This is a genomic window from Prevotella sp. P4-119, assembly GCF_002251345.1.
Classification (GTDB): domain Bacteria; phylum Bacteroidota; class Bacteroidia; order Bacteroidales; family Bacteroidaceae; genus Prevotella.
The window spans coordinates 83,716-101,106 of the sequence record NZ_NPJB01000085.1 but is presented as its reverse complement, the minus strand read 5'-3'; the positions used below and the strand labels follow the sequence as shown (position 1 = coordinate 101,106).

Here is a 17,391-nt window from a genome sequence, read left to right as displayed (position 1 = left end):
TTACTATCGACAACCCAAACTACCAAGTGTGAGTCAGCGAATACATTAGGAAACGTTGTATAGCGATGTTGTGTAATATTGTATAAGAGTGCATAATAGATCAAAGTATTATCCAACGTTTGATAAAGGTATTATCCAACGTTTGATAAAGGTATTATCCAACGTTTGATAAAGGTATTATCCAACGTTTGATAAAAGTGTTATCCAACGTTTGATAAAAGTGTTTTCAACGTTTGATAAAAGTGTTTTCAACGTTTGATAAAGGTGTTTTCAACGTTTGATAAAGGTGTTGCCACTGTTTGAAAACTATCCTGTCATCATCGAACACCCACGTAAGTCGATGTCGTATAGGATATTATGCAAGTTGGGTGTTTGATGTTAACAAAATCATAACGTCGCGTGTGCGTGCGCGTACGTACATTATATATATGGTGCATTCGATAGCATCGAAACATTCTTCTTTTGTCTATCAACGAAAAAGACGGCATCCCGTGAAGGGTGCCGTCTTTCATCTTGCTATGTGTGATTTAGAAATCAGCTGTCTTTGGAGTACGTGGGAAAGGAATCACGTCGCGGATATTCTGCATGCCGGTGACAAACAGGATGAGGCGCTCGAAACCGAGACCGAAACCGCCGTGAGGACAACTGCCATAGCGACGGGTGTCGAGATACCACCACATATCCTTCATAGGAATCTGGCGACGCTCGATTTCAGCCATCAGTTTGTCGTAACTCTCCTCACGAACAGAACCACCAATGATTTCGCCAATCTGTGGGAACAGCACATCGGTGCCTTGAACGGTACGGCGTTCTTCGCTGTCGTTGTTCTGCTTCATATAGAAAGCCTTGATGTCGCGTGGGTAGTCGGTCATGATGACTGGCTTCTTGAAGTGTTCCTCCACAAGGAAACGCTCATGCTCGGAAGCGAGGTCCATACCCCACGATACAGGGAATTCAAACTTCTTACCGTTCTTCACAGCCTCTTCCAGAATCTCAATACCCTTGGTGTAGGGCAGACGCACGAAGCTGTCTTTCAATACGCCCTCCAAGCGCTCAATCAGCGTCTTGTCGATCATCTTGTTGAGGAAAGCAAGGTCATCCTTACAGTTTTCCAAAGCCCAACGCACGCAATACTTGATGAAGTCTTCCTCAAGGTCCATCAGATCGTTGAGGTCGATGAAGGCGACTTCTGGCTCAATCATCCAAAACTCAGCCAAGTGGCGTGGAGTATTGGAATTCTCAGCACGGAAGGTTGGACCGAAAGTATAGATGGCACCCAGTGCGGTGGCACCGAGCTCACCCTCCAACTGTCCGCTGACGGTCAGTGAAGTCTGCTTGCCAAAGAAGTCATCGTCATAGATGATGCTACCGTTCTCGTCCTTTTTCAGGTCGTAGAGATTCTTGGTGGTCACCTGGAACATCTGTCCGGCACCTTCGCAGTCGCTGGCAGTAATCAGTGGTGTGTGGAAATAGAAGAAGCCATGCTCATGGAAGTATTGGTGGATGGCAATAGCCATGTTGTGGCGTATGCGCATCACAGCACCGAAAGTATTGGTACGCAGACGGAGGTGTGCATTCTTGCGCATCACCTCAAACGACTGGCCTTTCTTCTGCATGGGATAAGTGTTATCGCAGAGACCATAGATTTCCAAGGTCTTGGCCTGAATTTCACTGCTCTGACCAGCACCCAGACTCTCTACCAAAATACCAGTGGCACAGATACATGCACCAGTGGTAATCTGCTTGAGCATTTCTTCATCAAACTGTGAAGGGTTAACAACGATTTGTACGTTGTTGATGGTGCTTCCGTCGTTGAGGGCAATGAAGTCAACGGCCTTCGAACTACGGTGGGTACGTACCCATCCCTTTACACAAACATCTTTTCCAAAGTCTGTACTCTTCAGTACATCTACTATCTTAGTTCTTTTCATCACTTGTTATATTTTCAGTGAGTCGTTGTTGGTTTATTCGTAAGCACCCATGCGCAGACGATCTACCTCTTCCTCTGTCAGGTAGCGCCAGTCGCCACGACGCAGGTTCTTCTTGGTAAGTCCGGCAAACTGTACACGGTCGAGCTTGGTTACTTTATAGCCGAGGCTCTCGAAGATACGGCGTACAATGCGGTTTTTACCAGAGTGGATCTCGATGCCCACCTGCTTCTTGTCAACAGGGTCTGCATACTGGATGTCGTCGGCTTTGATGTCACCGTCGTCGAGGGTGATACCTTCGGCAATCTGCTGCATATCATGGGCAGTCACGTTCTTATCGAGATAAACGTGATAAATCTTTTTCTTGAGGAACTTAGGATGGGTCAGTTTCGATGCCAAGTCACCATCGTTGGTGAGCAGAAGCACACCGGTGGTGTTGCGGTCGAGACGACCTACAGGATAGATGCGCTCAGGACAAGCATCCTTGACGAGATCCATCACAATCTTACGCTGTTGAGGATCGTCGCTGGTGGTCACGTAGTCTTTGGGCTTGTTGAGCAGCACATAGACTTTCTTCTCTGGAGTGACAGGAGTGTCGTGGAACTTCACTTCGTCGGTGCGCAATACCTTGGTGCCCAATTCGGTTACCACTTCTCCGTTGACGGTCACTACACCTGCCTGGATGAAATCATCAGCTTCACGACGGCTGCAAACACCGGCGTTGGCAAGGAATTTGTTCAAACGGATGGGCTCGTTGGGATCGTAGTTCTCCTCTTTATATTCTATACGCTTCTTGAAGCTGTACTTTGCATTGGGATCATAGTCTGCAGTGCGCTGACGATTATATCCGCGGTTGTTGTTATATCCGCCACGCTGCTGGTAACCACCCTGCTGCTGGTATCCGCCGCGGTTGTTGTAACCGCCACGCTGCTGATATCCACCCTGCTGCTGGTATCCACCGCGGTTGTTGTAACCGCCGCGCTGTTGGTAACCGCCGCGCTGCTGATATCCGCCTTGCTGCTGATAACCTCCCTGCTGGAAGTCGCCTTGCTGGCGTGATTGGTAGCCGCCCTGTTCTCCGTCCTGCTGATTGTTGTTGTATCCGCGATTATATCCACGGTTGTTGTTGTAACCGCCGCGCTGCTGATATCCGCCACGCTGCTGGTAACCACCGCGGTTGTTGTTATATCCTCCACGCTGCTGGTATCCACCTTGCTGACGTGGCTGGTATCCGCCCTGTTCACCATCCTGCTGATTGTTGTAGCGGGGACGATAGGAACGCTGGGCGTTATTGTTCTGAAGTCCGGCACCGAATCCTTCTGGACGGAAACCGCCTTCATCATCGTTCTGACTGCGGTTGTAGCCGCCCTGGTTATAGGTGCGTGTCTGTTGATGAATACGGGGACGTGGTGAACGCCCCTGTCGATAAGTGTTCTGTTGGTTGGAGTAACCCTCTCGGTTGCTGGCGCCCTGCTGGTTTGCAGATTGTTCTTCTGTCTTCTTCTCGTTTTCGAAATCCATAATTGTTGTTTCCTTTCTTTTTCGGGAACCTCACGGTTCCTCTTTGGGGGTTAATACTTTAAATGCCTGTATAATTCATTGGTGTAATAGCCATAAGTTCCTCTTTTACCTCATCGCTGACATCCAGACCTGCAATGAATTCGTGAATCAGTTCTGGGGTCATCTTCTGGTTAGTACGAGTCAATGCCTTCAGAGCCTCGTAGGGGTGGGGGTATGCTTCGCGGCGCAGGATAGTTTGGATGGCTTCTGCTACCACAGCCCATGTGTTGTCGAGGTCTGCCTCTATCTTCTCTTCGTTGAGAATGAGTTTGCGTAAGCCTTTCAGTGTGCTCTGTATGGCAATGACAGCATGTCCCATAGGCACGCCGACGTTGCGCAATACAGTAGAGTCGGTCAGGTCGCGCTGCAGGCGGCTGACGGGCAATTTCTGGGCTAAGAATTGCAGAATGGCATTGGCAATGCCGAGGTTGCCTTCTGAATTTTCATAGTCGATGGGGTTCACTTTATGAGGCATAGCGCTCGAACCAACCTCTCCAGCCTTGATCTTCTGCTTGAAGTATTCCATAGAGATATACATCCAGAAGTCGCGATCGAGATCGATGATGATGGTGTTGATGCGGCGCATGGCATCAAAGATAGCGCCCATCCAGTCGTAGTTAGAAATCTGAGTGGTCCACTGTTCACGCTCTAATCCGAGTTTCTCAGCCACAAACTTGTTACCGAATTCGCGCCAGTCGTATTGTGGGTAAGCCACATGGTGGGCGTTGTAATTACCGGTTGCACCACCGAATTTGGCGGTAATGGGAGTGTCTTTCAATCCACGCAACTGTTCTTCAAGGCGATAGACATATACCATAACCTCTTTACCCAAACGTGTGGGAGAAGCGGGCTGTCCGTGTGTCTTGGCGAGCATAGGAACGTTTTTCCATTGTTCGGCATAGTCGTTGAGCTGTTCGATGAGCTCTTCTACCATAGGATAATACACCTGTTCGAGTGCTTCCTTGATAGAGAGGGGAACGCTGGTGTTGTTGATGTCCTGTGAAGTCAGTCCGAAATGAATAAACTCCTTATACTTGTCGAAATTGCCAATCTTGTCGAGTTCTTCCTTGATGAAATACTCCACAGCTTTCACGTCGTGGTTGGTTGTCTTCTCGATTTCCTTTACGCGTCCGGCATTCTCTTCTGAGAAATTGCGGTAGATGTTGCGGAGTGTTTCGAATAGGTTATGGTCAAAATCCTCCAATTGTGGCAAGGGTAGCTCGCAGAGTGTGATGAAATATTCAATCTCTACGCGCACTCTGTATTTGATGAGTGCATACTCTGAGAAAAATCCTGCCAACTGTTCTGTTTTGTTTCTGTAACGTCCGTCAATAGGCGAGATGGCGGTCAATGTGTCTAATTTCATTAGTGTGTTACGCTTAGTTGTTTATATAGCTATATTACAATATATTGTCTCTATTAGGCTGCAAAGTTACGAAAAAATGTGCTAACTGATGCATGGCTTCGTGTGATATTTGCGGTCTGTGGCTGGTTTTTGTGATATTTTAGCAATTTTGAATGAAATAATAATGGGCAGAACTGAATTTCTGCCCATTAACCTTTGGTTTTGTATGATAATTGATAGGCTTTTTATCTACTATCAATCATTGGAGTTTTATGCCATGTTATTGTTTCTTATCGCTAAGCAGACGTACATTGGTCAGTTTTACGGATGCACTGGCTGTATCAATGTCTTCTCCCTTTTTGCTATAGACGAAGGTGGAGTTGCTGATATTGATATCGCGTACGCATTGCATGCCTTCTATACCATGCGCTTTGATGGCTGTCTCTGCACCACGGCAGATGATATTGTCGATATGGATATCTTGGAAATGGGGCACAAATTGTGCTTCATCACCCTTTGGAGCCAATGCTTTGGCATCGGATGCTCCTGCTGGCCGATTGACATAGTCGCACTGGAAAACAACGGCTTCGTCTTTGATGTCTGTCATGACGATATTGCTGATGTAGAGTTGGCTGGTCTCACCGCCACGGCCTACACCGCTCTTGAAGCGCAAACCGGTATCTGTTCCGGCAAAACGGCAGTTGCGTGCCACTACACGACGCACACCGGCTGCTGTCTCACTACCCAGTACAAAGGCTCCATGTGCGTGATATACTGTGTTGTTCTCTACCAGAATGTCTTCACATCCTGATACAGCAGAAGCTTTGGGACGTCCGCTCTTCAGGCAGATACCGTCGTCGCCCACATTGACTGTGGAATTGACAACCAGCACACGTTGACAGTCGGAGAGATCGATGCCGTCGCCATTCTGTGCATTCCAAGGGCAACGCACGGTGATGCCGTCGATGATGATGTCTGAAGAATAGCATGGATGTACGTGGAATCTGGGCGAGTTTTGGAAGGTAACGCCTTGGAACAAAACTCTTTTGCATTTTTCAAATCTCACAAGGTCGTTGCGCATCTGCTCCTGTGCTACGGGCGATTTGGCAATGTCAGGATAGCTGTTGCGCATCTGCCAAGGATACCAGAGTGTGCCATCTTTCATCTCCTGTCCGCCCATACTCTTAAACTGGCTCCATTCTGTATCGCTTACTTTTGATCGCTTTACGGGACGCCATTGGGCACCGTTGCCGTCAATGATACCTTCTCCGGTAATGGCAATGTCAGTACGTTTCTCGGCACGGATGCATGGATATACTCTCCGGGCTTTGGTATCTGCATCGCGATAGATGCTTTTGTCAGGTGAGAAATAGATGATGGCATTCTTTTCCAAATGCAGATCGATGTGGTCTTTCAGTTCGATAGGACCAGTCAGCCAAACGCCTGTTGGTACTATGAGGTGTCCACCGCCTTGTTGTGCCAACTTGTCGATGGCATCCTGGATGGCTTTGGTGCAGAGGGTAACACCGTCGCCTATTCCGCCTGCCTCTGTCAGCGTGATGCTTCGGCTGGGGATGTTGACCTGTTGTGGTTGGTTTAACGTGACTGGAGTCTGGTTGTAATACTTCTGATAGTCTTGCGCTGACAATAGTGCTGGCATGCAGAGTGCCAACAAAGTCAGCATAGATGTGATAGTTTTTTTCATACTTTTTTTATTTGTTTATAGTAGTGCTTATTTTCTTATTGTTGTTCTTCTAACGTTGTAGCTGTTTGTGATTGATCCGCCCAGTTTGGTAGCAATGGTAAGGCAGATGTATAGTCCCAATCCGGCACCTTGTTTGTTGGAATCGAGTTTGACGAATCTTTCAAACAACGTTTTATGATGTTTGTGGGCAATACCACATCCTGTATCGGTGACGCAGAAAGCGATACTGTCTGTTCCTTGGTCTATCTTGCGACAATCCAAAAGGATACTTCCCTTCGTGGTATTCTTAATAGCGTTGGCAAGCATTTCATTGATGGCCTGTAAAGTGCGGTGACGGTCAGTCTCTATAGTGTCGGTGTCCTGCTATTGCCTTTTCGCATAGTTCGTTTACGTTGGTCTCTTCTATCTTCAAATACAGAATAGGTGTGTGGTATGTCGGCTCCTAATTGGTGAATGGCAGATCACCGCATAGTAAAAAATGTTATTTCCCCGCTTTAGCACATTCGGCACAGATGCCTTTTACGATATATTCCGCCTCTTCCATTACAAAGCCATCGGGTAGTGGAACATGGGGTATGCGTATGCTTGTCAGACAATAGGTGCGGTTGCATTTGCGACAAGTCAGATGAACATGGCCGTCACACTGTCGGGTATCGTCAAAATGGCAGACGCAATATTTCTGCATGCCCGTTCCATCGTCAATATCATGGAGCAGATGCACACTGGCAAAGAGGGTGAGTGTGCGAAACAGGGTGGAGCGATCAACTGTAGGCAGGGCCTTTTCAACATCTGCCAGACTAAAAGCATCACTGAAACCATGGCGTATGGTGCGCCATACCATCAGGCGTACGGCTGTGACACGGATGCCGGCATTGTCGAGTGACTGTTCGTCGGAGATTTCAAGGTGGTGCATACAGTTATAATGAATAGAAAATAACGGAAGCCTAAGCTGGTAGCTGTTATGAAAATAGCTGTGACTCAGGCTTCCGTTTATAGAGTTATACTAAATGTTCGATAAGGTCTGCGCGTTCACCGGGCAGCATGTCAATGACCGGCAGTTCAACCATGGTGTAGCAACCGGGTTGCTGACGCATGGAGGCACGAGCCACATTGACCAATACCTGAGCAGTGAGCGCAGGGTTGTTGATGCTCATATCGAATTCAAAACGCTGGTTCTGAGTCTTTCCACTTACACCTTTGCGCACAAGATGTACGCCATGACCCATATCGCGAACAGCATCCACTGATTCAACGGCAAAGACGTGTGTTTCATCGTTGGCAAAGTATGGATCGGCTTTAATGGCAGCTGTCACCTCATCAAGCTTGGCACCGTCTTCCAATTCTACATATACCATGCGGCGATGTATGCCCTCGCCCAAAGGAATAGTCATAGAGAGTGCATTCTTTACACCCGCTTTCGAACGAACGCATACTGAGTGTCCCATAGACATTCCTGGTCCGAAATTGGTATAGGTCAGACCTTTTGGTGCGAGGCTCTGCATGAGCGTACGTACGATAGAGTCTGATCCTGGATCCCATCCCGCAGCAATCACACTGACAGTACCGGTTTTCTTGTTAACCTCCATCAGTCTTTCGCGATAACCACGGATATTGGTATGTATATCAAACGAATCGACGGTGTTGATGCCCAGAGGCAGAATCTGCATGGCATGTTCTTCACATGATCGAGTAGGAGTGGCAAGAATGGCTACATCTACATCTTTCAGTTCCTTGATATCCTTGACCACGGGGTATGCAGCCAGTTCTGCGGGTTTGTTGTCTGCTCCGTTTCTGCGGACGATTCCTGCAATCTCGAAGTCTTCAGCGGCTTCAAGAGCTTCTACGGCGTATTTGCCGATGTTGCCGTAACCAACTACGGCAGCGCGAATTTTCTTCATGTTTGTATCTTGTTTTGAGTTGTCTTATTGTCTGTCTGTGTGCAAAATTACACTTTTTGCATGAGAATCGTTACAGTTTGGCGGAATATTTTCTTCTCTGACCTTCAATTCTGACAATTTGAAGATTTGTGGGCGTCTCACACAATAAATCGTCACCAACAAGCGTTATAACTATTGTATTAATACAAAATTATAAGTTATGATAGATTATATTAAAGGCGAACTGGCAGAGCTCAGTCCTGCCTCAGCCACTGTTGAGGCTGCCGGTGTGGGCTATGCCATGAGCATATCGCTCACCACGTATAGTGCGATACAGGGAAAGAACACCGTGAAACTCTATGTCTATGAGGCTATCCGCGAAGATGCTTATGTGCTCTATGGATTTTCAGGTAAGAAGGAGCGCGAGATGTTTCAACTGCTTATTACTGTTAGCGGTGTGGGGGCAAATACAGCCCGAATGGTGCTGTCATCGATGAGTGTGGCAGAATTGTGTGCAGCGATCTCCACCGGTGATGAGCGACTTATCAAGAGCATCAAGGGTATCGGACTGAAAACTGCCCAACGTATCATTGTTGATCTGAAAGATAAGATAGTAGCCTTGGGCATTGCCGACGAACTGCCTGCTGGCGGATCGGTAGCTGTCGCTGTTGATACTGCTGTCAGAGACGAAGCAGTGGCAGCCCTTACTATGTTGGGATTCTCGCCTGCTCCTACGCAGAAAGTCGTGGTGCAGATATTGAAGGATCAGCCCGATGCGCCAGTGGAGCAGGTTGTGAAACTGGCATTAAAACAAATCAAATAAACAAAACAAGAAGCGATTGGCGTTTAGGGTAGGTCATATCGCCATGGTGATGCTGAGCATTGGTGCTTTTGCCATGGCTCAACAGCACAAGCAGGCACCGTTGGAAGTACCGACGGTGCCGTTGCCCGTTGTTGCCGACAGCGTGGTCGATAGTGTGGTAAAGCCCCGATGGACTCCGCAGCGCACCGCCCCCAGGTCTGTTGCCGACCTCGACACCATCCCCCTTGACCTTCGCATGCCGCGTAATATTGCGCTCCAGGTGGACTATGACGACACCGCCAACACTTATGTTGTAGGCCAGAAGATGGGAGGGCGCTATCTGACTACTCCCCTGCTGATGTCCCCTGATGAGTATGGACAGTGGTCGCTCAAACGAAGGATGGGCACCTTCTTTCGCCAGAAGAATGCCGAAAATGTGGCAACCAAGGGGAAAAACAAGTTTGATTTTGCCGACATGCATTTTGATCTCGGTCCAGCCGACAAGATATTTGGTCCCGGTGGTGTGCGCATCAAGATGATGGGAACGGCAGAACTGAAACTGGGTGGCAATATCAAGAATATCGACAATCCGTCGTTGCCAGTACGCAATCGCCGAACAAAATCCATAGACTTTGACGAGAAGATCAACCTTAATGTGACGGGAAAGGTAGGTGATAAGTTGAATATGAACCTCAACTACAACACCGATGCCACCTTCGACTTCGATACCAAGAATATCAAGTTGCGTTATGAGGGAAAGGAAGATGAGATCATCAAACTCATTGAGGCAGGCAATATCACCTTCCCTTCGCAAAACTCACTGATCAAGGGTGCATCGAGCCTCTTCGGCGTACGTACCGATATGCAGTTTGGACGGTTGAAACTGCAGACCGTCTTTTCGCAGAAGAAATCATCAACCACCAGTGTCTCATCAAAGGGAGGCGTACAGCTGACACCTTTTGAAATCAATGTGGCAGATTATGAAGAGAATCGTCACTTCTTCCTTGCCCAGTATTTTCGTGAACACTATGATGCCGCCATGCAACAGTTGCCCAATCTCACTACAGGCATCCAAATTACAAGAGTGGAGGTGTGGGTGACCAACAAGACGGGTACTACCGCCAATACTCGCAATATCATAGCCCTTGCCGATCTTGGTGAGAGTCGTTCGACGCGCTGGGGCAGTGGCGGAACCGTTTCTTCTGTTCCTGCCAATACCGCCAATGGCGAATATCAAGCCATGACCACCGACTATGTCGCAGCACGTCAGTCGGAACAAACGACGACGGTGCTTGATGGAGTGCCTCAGTTTACGGGCGGTAGCGATTACGAGAAACTCTCTTCCGCCCGTCTGCTCAATAGTTCGGAATATACAGTCAACAGTGCCCTTGGCTATATATCGCTCCATACTACCTTACAACCCGATCAGGTGCTTGCCGTAGCTTTCGAATATACCTCAGGCGGTCGGGTTTACCAAGTGGGTGAATTCGCATCCGACCACACCAATTCTTCAGAAGCTATATTCGTTAAATCGCTGAAGAATACCAGCAACCATCCGATGCAGCCCAACTGGCGGTTGATGATGAAGAATGTGTATTATCTGGCATCTCAGGTGGAGCGTACTAAGTTTCGTCTCGATATCAAGTATCAAAGCGATACTACTGGTGTATGGCTCAACTACATCCCCGTGCAGCAGGTTAAAGATACTCCCCTGTTGCGGGTATTGGGATGCGACCGTCTTGACAACAACAATCGCCCCAATAGTAATGGTTATTTCGATTATGTTGAGGACTACACCGTCGGCGACGGCCGTGTATTCCTGCCAGCAGTCGAACCCTTCGGCCAGACCTTGCGTCGCTATCTCACCTCTCATGGTGTCAGTGCCGATGAGGCTGAACGCTATGTGTTTGCCGAACTCTATGACACCACCCGAACGGCAGCACGGCAGATGGCAGAGAAGAATAAGTATATGCTTGTCGGTCAGTATCGGGGAACGTCAGCCAATGTCATCTCGCTCGGTGCTTATAATGTGCCGCAAGGGTCGGTGGTGGTGACTGCCGGCGGTGTGGTACTGACTGAAGGATCAGACTATAGTGTTGACTATGCTGTGGGTGAGGTGACCATTCTCAACCAGAGCATTATCGATGCCGGCACCAATGTCAATGTATCACTGGAGAGCGATACCGACTATGGTATGCAGCGCAAAACCATGTTAGGACTCAACTGGCAGTATGACGTCAGTAAGGCATTGCAGTTGGGCGGCACATTACAGTATCTGACCGAGCAACCGCTGACCTCGAAGGTGACTATGGGTAGCGAACCGCTGCGCAACATGTTGTGGGGACTCAACATCAACTGGCGACAGGAGAGTCAATGGCTCACCAATATGCTCAACCGTCTGCCCTTCCTCCATTGCACAAAACCCTCACAACTCTCTTTCACTGGCGAGTTCGCCCAACTCTTGGCAGGTCAGGCAGGCGGCACGCAGAGCCATGCCTCGTATATTGATGATTTCGAGAATGCCAAAAACGGCATTGACGTCAGCGACCCCAAGGCATGGGTGATGTCGAGCGTGCCGAGCATGTTTCCCGAACATGCCGACCGCGACTCAGTGACAAGTGGTTTCAACCGTGCCTTGCTGGCATGGTATAATATCGATCCTATCTTCACCTATCGCTCGTCGTCGCTCACCCCCAGCCATATCAAGAGCGACCTCCAGCAGTTGTCTAACCACTATGTGAGATCAGTCTATGTTAGCGAACTCTATCCCAACCGTCAGCAGAGCACTTACAGTGGTGTGACAGCCACGCTGCCCATCCTCGATTTGGCTTATTATCCCGAAGAGCGCGGAGCCTACAACCTCACTACCGACCTCACCGCCGATGGACACTTGCGCAATCCGCAACAGCGATGGGGAGGCATGATGCGCCGCCTGGATACCAATGATTTCGAAACCGCCAATATTGAATATGTGGAATTTTGGTTGCTCGACCCCTTTATCTATGCCGACCGCGATGGCGGTGCTGCTGATTACGGTGGCGACCTCTACATCAATCTTGGTGAGGTGAGTGAGGACGTCTTGCGCGACGGCAAGAAATTCTCGGAGAGCAATATGCCTGTTGACGGACAGGGATCGTTCATCCGCACAGCATGGGGTAAGGTGCCCCAGCAGCCGACAGAGACCTACGCCTTTGCTACAACAGCCGGAGCACGCCTCAAACAAGATGTGGGACTCAACGGACTGACTGATGAAGAGGAACGCTCCCAACCAGCGTATGTCCGCTTCTTAGAAGGTGTGCAGGTCAATGACAGTGTGCGTGCCGCCATCCATGCCGATCCCGCAAACGACAACTACCACTATTACCGTGGTCGCGATTACGATGAGCGCAAGACCTCCATCCTTGAACGCTATAAGCGAATCAACATGCCGCAAGGCAATTCGCCCGATTCCGACAGTCAGACCGAAGGCTATGATACCAGCTATAAGACCACGCCCGATGTGGAGGATATCAATCAGGACTATACGCTCAACGAATACGAACGCTATTACCAGTATCGTGTCAGCATACGCCCAGAGGATATGCGCCTGGGATATAACCATATCACCGACATTCGCGAGACAACGGTGCCGCTGCGCAACGGAACGAGTGAAACCGTCCGGTGGTATCAGTTTCGCATTCCCCTCAGCCAGTATGACCAGCGGGTGGGCAATATCAACGACTTCACCAGCATCCGCTTCATGCGCATGTTTCTCACCCAGTTTCGCCGCCCGGTGGTGTTGCGCTTCGGCTCTCTCGATTTGGTGCGTGGCGAATGGCGCATCTATCAGCAGCCCCTGACCAATGGCGCGACTACAGGAACCATCGAGGTCAGTGCGGTGAATATTGAGGAAAACAACGACAAGCGTCCCGTCAACTATGTCTTGCCGCCAGGCATCAGTCGTGTTACCGACCCCTCCCAACCGCAACTCGTGGAAGACAACGAGCAGGCGATGAACCTCGTGGTGCGTAATCTCGCACCCGCCGAGTCGAAGGCGGTCTATAAGAACACTATGCTCGACCTGCGCCGTTATAGAAATCTGCAGATGTTTGTCCATGCCAACCACCTCATTGATGATGCCACAGACTTGCAACATGGCGATTTGGCAGTATTCGTGCGGTTGGGCAGCGATTATAAAAACAACTATTATGAGTACGAGATACCGTTGACGCTGACCCCCGATCGCAACGACTACAACAAATACAGCATCGACGATCGCAGGGCTGTGTGGCCAGAGGCCAATATGCTCGATGTCAACCTCTCCGCCTTTACCCGTCTCAAGCGACAGCGCAACAAGTCAAGGGCACAGGGTGGGGCTGTGTTCACGCAAATCTACTCAGAGCCCGATGCCAGCCATACCGGTTGCACGGTAAGCATCCTCGGCAATCCGTCGCTCGGTGAGGTCAGAACGCTGATGATCGGTGTGCGCAACAAGTCGGGCACGCAAAAGTCGGGAGAGGTGTGGGTCAATGAGCTCCGTCTGCGCGACTTCAACGACAATGGAGGCTGGGCTGTGAGTGGCGCCATGAATATGCAACTCTCCGATGTGGGGACGGTCAATGTCAGTGGAAGGATGATGACCAGCGGATTTGGCGGACTCGAAGAGAGCGTGTTACAGCGCTCCACTGACGATTACAAGACCTATTCAGTCACCGCCAGTATCGAACTGGGACGCTTCTTCCCCGACAAAGCCAAGGTGTCGGCACCGCTATACTATTCGGTGACGAAAGAGGAAACCCGTCCGAAATACAATCCGCTCGATACTGACCTGACCCTCGACGAGGCACTCGATGCCGCAGCCAACAAGCAGGAGCGCGATTCCATCGAGCGTATCGCCGTCACCCGCACCACCAATACCAATCTGTCGCTGTCTAATGTGCGTGTCGGCATCCGTTCAAGAAAAGCCCCCATGCCCTACGACCCTGCCAATTTCTCGTTCTCCTACAGCCACTCCCACCGCCAGACCAGTGGCGAGACCACGGTCTATGAGAAGGAAGATCAGTGGCGTGGTGCTTTCAACTATGTCTATGAACCCGTGGTGAAGCCCTGGGTACCGTTCCGTAAGATCAAGGGCCGCTCCCAATGGGCGCAATATCCCAGACAGTTAGGAGTGAACTGGCTACCGCAGAGCATCTCGTTCAATACCGAGATGCTGCGCAACTACTACGAACTGCAAGAGCGCGACATGGAGAGCATAGGCGGCCAACAGCTACCCCTAACCTTCAGTCAGCAGTTTCTGTGGAATCGCGAGTTTGCCGTACGCTGGGATCTCACCCAGCGCCTCCACCTCGATTTCCAGTCTGCCACCCACGCACAGATAGAAGAACCCTACACCCCCGTCAACAAAGACCTCTATCCCGAACAGTATCAGGCCTGGAAAGACTCGGTATGGCAGAGCATCCGCCGCTTTGGCGAACCGCTCGACTATCAGCAGCGCTTCTCAGCTACCCTGCAGTGGCCACTCAGCCTGTTGCCCGTCTTCGACTGGGTGACCGGCACTGCCAAGTACGACGCCCACTATAGTTGGCTGCGCGGCACAGAACTCGACGACGGTACCAGTCTGGGACATACCATCACCACCAACCGACAGGTCAGCCTCTCTGCCACATTCAATATGGAGACCCTCTATAACCACGTGCCCTTTCTGCGCCGCCTCAATCAGCAGCGTGCCAAATGGCAGACTGTCGGCAGACAGCCGACAGTGCGTGGCAGAACTGCGGCAAAGAGGCCGCAGCCGAAGAGCAGAGAAGAGCGCATCCTACCCAAAAACCAAGGTACGTGGCAACGCGAAGTCAGACTGTCGGCAGACACCGTTACCATAGTGACCCACGACAAGGCCACGCGCCGACTCATTGTCACCGCACGCACTCGCGACGGGCGCACCTACCCCCTGCGCTATAAGCTGCTTGACCGCCGCCAGTTGCGCATCGACTCTCGCGACACCGCCACTATCCTGCTGTCGGTAGCCGAGCGCCCACCCTTAGACCGCCAGTGGTGGTATCGCTCCCTGCAGTCAGCCACCCAGGTACTTATGATGGTGCGCTCCGCCAGTCTCACTTATCGAGACGACTACTCGCTGTCGGTGCCCGGCTTCCTTCCCACCATAGGTGATGTTTTCGGACAGCGAGGCGGCCATCTGATGGCACCTGGTCTCGCCTTCGCCTTCGGCACGGTAGATGATACCTATGTCAGTCGAGCCCTCGACCGCGGATGGCTGCTCACAGTCGATAGCATCGCATCGCCAGCCACTGCCAACCACACCACCGACTTGCAGTTGCGCGCCGTGCTGGAACCCCTGCGCGGGTTGCGCATCGACCTCCATGCCAGTCGCACGCACACACGTGCGCGTACCATACAATATATGTATTCCGGCATGCCCACCACGCTGAGCGGATCATTCTCTATGACCACCCTGTCGCTCAAGTCGGCACTGGAATCCACGGGCAGTGCCACAGGCGGATACCGCTCCGCTTCGTTCAGCCGCTTCTGTCGGTCGCTCGAAGGCTATCGGCAGCGAGCCGCCGCGGCCTACGGTAGTGTGCCCGATGCCTATCATGCCACCGTCATGATACCCGCCTTCCTCTCCGCCTATACCAGCAGTGGAGGTAGTGGCAGCTTCTTCCCCTCGCTGGCATCGATGCTGCCCAATTGGACCGTACGCTATACGGGGCTCTCTGCGCTGTCATGGGTGGCAGACCATTTCAAGAGCATCACGCTGTCACACGCCTATCGGAGCATCTATGCCGTAGGCAGCTACTCCGCCACCAATGCTGCCACGCTTGCCGACTATAGTGTGCCGACTGTCAGTCTGAACGAAGCTTTCTCGCCATTGCTCGGCATCGACGTGTCGCTGCACAACGACCTCAGTGTGAAACTCGAATACCGCACCACGCGCATTGTCAGCCTATCCACTACGAGTGTGCAGATCAACGAGAGCCGTTCCAACGACTGGGTGCTAGGCATGGCATATACCATCAGCGACTTCAACCTCTTCGGCACCGCCGGCAATCGTAGGGTGAGCCGCGCCCAGCGCAGCCAGCGCCAACAGCCCGACAGTCAGAAGAGTGTCAAGACAGGTGTCAACCACGACCTCTCGTTGCGTCTCGACCTCTCGTTGCGTCGTCAGGCATCCCTCTCTCGCGATATTGCTACCGCTACGAGTGCCGCCAACAGCGGCAATACCGCCCTCCGCCTGTCTTTTGTGGCAGACTATACTTTGTCGCGCCTGCTCACCCTCAGCGCCTACTACGATCGGCAGACCAACACCCCCTTGCTGTCATCAGCAAGCTATCCAACCACTACCCACGATTTCGGACTGTCGCTTAAAGTCAGTCTGTCGAGGTGAGGGCGAATGGCAACTCCGCTTTCGCGTACAGTTATTTTAGTTTTCAAGAAATTTCGACCACACGACCACGGATATTTGCAATGTTTTATCTGTTAGTGTCTTATGGTGTGGTCGAAAACCTAAATCATGGGATTACGACCACACTTCGACCACAGAATGGCGTAAGCATATCTGCGATGCTCATATCTATCCATAAAAATAACAATTGTCATTCAGAAATAAAACTGATCGGTATTTGGAAATAACGTTTAATAGAGGTCCTGTCCAATGTTTGATAAAGGTATTTTCAACGTTTGATAAAGGTGTTTTCAATGTTCGAAAAAGGTGTTATCCAACGTTTGACAATGGTGTTATCTAACGTTTGACAATGGTATTGTCCAACGTTTGACAATGGTATTGTCTAACGTTTGACAAAAATATTATCAAGGTTTGAAAAAGCGCTGACAAACTCAAATACCCCACTTAGACATGGATATATATGCTTGTTCAGAGATTTATGATGCTGATAGATGGCAATCCGCGTGGTTGAAGAGCTGTTGAAGTGTGGTCGAAGCGGTGGTCGAAGTGTGGTCGAAATTTAAGGATTCGACCACCACTTAAAGTTCTAAACCACTGCGTGTTAGGTTGACGTGGTGGTCGAGTGGTCGAAATTTTTTGAAAACTAAAATAACTGTATCTGAAAGCGGTGCTGTTGATTCACCGCTCTCTTTCATCAACTAACCGAGGAACAACAGCGTGAATAGTCGTTTACCGACGACAGTCTTTCGTGTACGCGTATGTATCGCGCTGT

Annotated in this window: 9 protein-coding genes; 2 read left to right on the top strand and 7 right to left on the bottom strand. The window is 50.4% G+C overall.

Annotation, left to right across the window (positions count from 1 at the left end):
* Positions 1 to 527: 527 nt before the first annotated feature.
* From asnS to CIK89_RS10835, 7 genes are all read right to left on the bottom strand, one after another.
* Positions 528 to 1,931: an asparagine--tRNA ligase gene (asnS, locus tag CIK89_RS10865; protein ID WP_094391392.1), complete on the bottom strand. Its 1,404-nt coding sequence runs from the start codon at positions 1,929 to 1,931 to the stop codon at positions 528 to 530.
* Positions 1,932 to 1,964: 33 nt separating this feature from the next.
* A complete protein-coding gene (locus CIK89_RS10860; protein ID WP_094391391.1) occupies positions 1,965 to 3,449 on the bottom strand; it encodes a pseudouridine synthase in 1,485 nt (494 codons plus the stop codon).
* A 58-nt stretch (positions 3,450 to 3,507) separates the two neighbouring features.
* Positions 3,508 to 4,854, bottom strand: a complete 1,347-nt coding sequence (gene purB / locus CIK89_RS10855; RefSeq protein ID WP_094391390.1) for an adenylosuccinate lyase — start codon at positions 4,852 to 4,854, stop codon at positions 3,508 to 3,510.
* Positions 4,855 to 5,113: 259 nt separating this feature from the next.
* On the bottom strand, positions 5,114 to 6,538 hold the full coding sequence (locus CIK89_RS10850) for a glycoside hydrolase family 28 protein (RefSeq protein ID WP_094391389.1): 1,425 nt from the start codon (positions 6,536 to 6,538) through the stop codon (positions 5,114 to 5,116).
* Positions 6,539 to 6,565: 27 nt separating this feature from the next.
* Positions 6,566 to 6,886 carry an ATP-binding protein gene (locus tag CIK89_RS10845; protein WP_256387829.1) on the bottom strand — a complete coding sequence of 107 codons (321 nt, stop codon included), beginning with the start codon at positions 6,884 to 6,886 and terminating at the stop codon, positions 6,566 to 6,568.
* A gap of 133 nt (positions 6,887 to 7,019) precedes the next feature.
* Positions 7,020 to 7,451, bottom strand: a complete 432-nt coding sequence (locus CIK89_RS10840) for a Fur family transcriptional regulator (RefSeq protein WP_094391387.1) — start codon at positions 7,449 to 7,451, stop codon at positions 7,020 to 7,022.
* 85 nt (positions 7,452 to 7,536) lie between these two features.
* Complete coding sequence (locus tag CIK89_RS10835) at positions 7,537 to 8,436, bottom strand: diaminopimelate dehydrogenase (protein WP_094391386.1); 900 nt, start codon at positions 8,434 to 8,436, stop codon at positions 7,537 to 7,539.
* A gap of 199 nt (positions 8,437 to 8,635) precedes the next feature.
* Between CIK89_RS10835 and ruvA the strand changes: the two genes are divergently transcribed.
* Positions 8,636 to 9,238: a Holliday junction branch migration protein RuvA gene (gene ruvA, locus CIK89_RS10830; protein ID WP_094391385.1), complete on the top strand. Its 603-nt coding sequence runs from the start codon at positions 8,636 to 8,638 to the stop codon at positions 9,236 to 9,238.
* 49 nt (positions 9,239 to 9,287) lie between these two features.
* Positions 9,288 to 16,601, top strand: a complete 7,314-nt coding sequence (gene sprA / locus CIK89_RS10825) for a cell surface protein SprA (protein ID WP_371593459.1) — start codon at positions 9,288 to 9,290, stop codon at positions 16,599 to 16,601.
* The last annotated feature ends 790 nt before the right edge of the window (positions 16,602 to 17,391 follow it).

What these genes read in the sequence shown, in the direction of transcription:
- CIK89_RS10835 (WP_094391386.1), bottom strand. Translation starts at nt 8,436, where the DNA reads ATGAAGAAAATTCGCGCTGCCGTAGTTGGTTACGGCAACATCGGCAAA.
- CIK89_RS10850 (WP_094391389.1), bottom strand. Translation starts at nt 6,538, where the DNA reads ATGAAAAAAACTATCACATCTATGCTGACTTTGTTGGCACTCTGCATG.
- purB (WP_094391390.1), bottom strand. Translation starts at nt 4,854, where the DNA reads ATGAAATTAGACACATTGACCGCCATCTCGCCTATTGACGGACGTTAC.
- ruvA (WP_094391385.1), top strand. Translation starts at nt 8,636, where the DNA reads ATGATAGATTATATTAAAGGCGAACTGGCAGAGCTCAGTCCTGCCTCA.
- CIK89_RS10840 (WP_094391387.1), bottom strand. Translation starts at nt 7,451, where the DNA reads ATGCACCACCTTGAAATCTCCGACGAACAGTCACTCGACAATGCCGGC.
- asnS (WP_094391392.1), bottom strand. Translation starts at nt 1,931, where the DNA reads ATGAAAAGAACTAAGATAGTAGATGTACTGAAGAGTACAGACTTTGGA.
- sprA (WP_371593459.1), top strand. Translation starts at nt 9,288, where the DNA reads ATGCTGAGCATTGGTGCTTTTGCCATGGCTCAACAGCACAAGCAGGCA.
- CIK89_RS10860 (WP_094391391.1), bottom strand. Translation starts at nt 3,449, where the DNA reads ATGGATTTCGAAAACGAGAAGAAGACAGAAGAACAATCTGCAAACCAG.